3 protein-coding genes and 1 pseudogene are annotated in these 2,187 nt (G+C 71.3%); 3 read left to right on the forward strand and 1 reads right to left on the reverse strand.

Annotated features, from left to right (window positions below; all coding sequences use genetic code 11):
- Both G6028_RS09590 and G6028_RS09595 read left to right on the forward strand, forming a co-directional pair.
- On the forward strand, positions 1-497 hold a 497-nt coding region (locus tag G6028_RS09590), incomplete at its 5' end, for a T3SS (YopN, CesT) and YbjN peptide-binding chaperone 1 (protein WP_182658733.1).
- A 47-nt stretch (positions 498-544) separates the two neighbouring features.
- Positions 545-1,549 (forward strand): annotated as a pseudogene (locus G6028_RS09595) (ADP-ribosylglycohydrolase family protein).
- 4 nt (positions 1,550-1,553) lie between these two features.
- Here the strand turns inward: G6028_RS09595 and G6028_RS09600 are convergent.
- Positions 1,554-1,877 (reverse strand): hypothetical protein, encoded by a 324-nt coding sequence (locus G6028_RS09600; RefSeq protein ID WP_182658734.1) that lies wholly within the window; start codon positions 1,875-1,877, stop codon positions 1,554-1,556.
- 103 nt (positions 1,878-1,980) lie between these two features.
- On the opposite strand from G6028_RS09600, the gene G6028_RS09605 reads away from it, so the two are divergent.
- The coding region (locus G6028_RS09605; protein ID WP_182658735.1) for a hypothetical protein at positions 1,981-2,187 on the forward strand (207 nt) is incomplete at its 3' end.

Here is a 2,187-nt window from a genome sequence, read left to right on the forward strand (position 1 = left end):
CCACCGGGCCGGGCGCCGCGGCGGTGGCGGACGCACTCGGGCTCGCAGACGCCGGTGCGGTGGAGGAAGCCCCGTCACGCGGGGAGGACGCGGCCCTCGGCGGCCCGGACGCCCTGCGTCCACTGGTGGCGGGGGTGATCCGGAACCTCACCGGGCAGGACCCGGACGTCGATTCCGACGGTGACCTCCGATTCCATGTCGCCGGGACCACGGTGTTCGTGATCTTCCGTCCGGACGGGGCCGCGATCGAGGTCTTCGCCATGGTCGTGCGCCGTGTCTACAGTCGGCGTAACACCGCCGTCGAATTGGACCTCCTCAACCGGAAAGGGACGTGGAGCACCTGGTACATGACCGACCGCGAGGTGTTCCAGAGGATCAGGATTCCGGCGCGGCCACTGTCCGTGGAGAACGTCGACGAGATTCTCCGCGCCTTCTCGTTCGAGCTCGAGCGGAACCGGGACGAACTGGCGTATCGCCTGGGAGGGGTGGCGTCATGAGACGCGACAGCGAGTACGGAACACGAGCCGACCGGGTGGCGGGCGTCATGCTCGGCACCGCGGTCGGAGATGCCCTGGGCGCCGGGTACGAATACGGCTCGGCTCGCCTCGGGCCCGACGGCCCGCAGATGATCGGCGGTGGGCTGGGTGGATTCGCTCCTGGCCAGTGGACCGACGACACCGCCATGGCGTGGTGCGTTCTCGAGGTGGCCGCCCGCGGGCGCGGTCTGCTCGCCGACGAGGCACTGACCGAGGTGGCCCGGAACTTCGGCCGCTGGTACGACTCCGGTCCGCCGGACATCGGCTACCAGACTGCCGCCGTGTTGCGTGCCGCGGGTCCCGCACCGACGGCGGCCGCGGCCCGGGAGGCGGCCGGGGAGCACTTCCGGCGGAGTCACCACTCGGCCGGCAACGGCTCCCTCATGCGCACCGCCCCCGTGGCGCTGGCACACCTCGGTGACACCGGGGCGATCGTCCGGGCCGCCACCGCCGTGAGCGACCTGACCCACTCCGATCCGCGGACCGGCCAGGCGTGCGTGCTGTGGTCTCTGGCCATCGACCGCGCGGTGCGGGAGCAGGTCCTGGACCTCCGTAGCGGGCTGGCGCGCCTCGACGAGCCGGACCGTGAGTTCTAGGAGGCCCGCATCGACGAGGCCGAACAGGGGCCGCCCTCTCGGTTCCCGATCAACGGCTGGGTGGTGGGCGCGTTGCAGGCGTCGTGGTCGGCGATCCACCACACCCCGGTCCCCGAAGCCGATCCGCGGCGGCACCTCGCTGACTCGTTGGTCGTGGCGATCGAGATCGGCGGGGACACGGACACGGTCGCCGCGATCGCCGGCGGTCTGCTGGGCGCGCGGTGGGGTGCGACGGCCGTGCCCGCGACATGGCGGAGCATGTGCCACGGCTACCCGGGTATCGGCTCATACGAGCTGGAGCGCCTCGCCGTGGAGGCCTTCCTCTCGGGCCCGCGGTGGTTCGATGGTGAGTCGACGGCGTCGGCCCCCTCCCCGTCACTGCCCGGCGTGCGCCGGCCGCGTGGGCCGACCGGGTAGGGACTCACTCCCCATGGTGCCTGTAACGGTATCTGTAGTAGGCGGAACGTGCCTCTGCCTCGGTCTGGCCCGGTCTCCGTTGGAACACCCGGATGAAGGTGCCGTCGAGGACTCCTCCGACCAGGCCGCACCTGGGGCAGGACAGGGCACCCCTGATGGAGAGCGGATCCCACTGTGTGACCCTGTCGGTGGGGATGTCGACGACCTCACCGCACCACTCGGTGGTCTCCTCGGTCTCGACCGACTGGTGGTGCCAGGAGAGGGTGTCGCCCTCGGAGACGAAGTGCATCGGGGTCGCCCCCTCAACGGGGATGATGTGCTCACTCATGCGTGCTCCGTCCGAGCTCGTGTCGTGCTCTGTCTATCGGCCCGGGGACCGGGGTCGTTAGTGCGGCACTGCGTTCTTCCCGCGATGTGGCCAGGGGAGGGGCATGGACGCAGGCAACGCAGCGGGGGATGATTTCCAGGTGGACCCCCAGCAGCCAGACCTGCAGCGTGCTCTCGACGACCTCGATGCACGGCTCGGACGCATCACCGCGGAGGTCGCGGAGGTCCGGGCCGGGCTGTCGGCGCTCGGTCGGCAGGCCGGCCCCGCGGCGGTTCCACAGTCGCCGCCGGGGGAATCGCCGTGGCGGGCG

This window comes from Dietzia cercidiphylli (assembly GCF_014145145.1).
Lineage (GTDB): Bacteria > Actinomycetota > Actinomycetes > Mycobacteriales > Mycobacteriaceae > Dietzia > Dietzia natronolimnaea.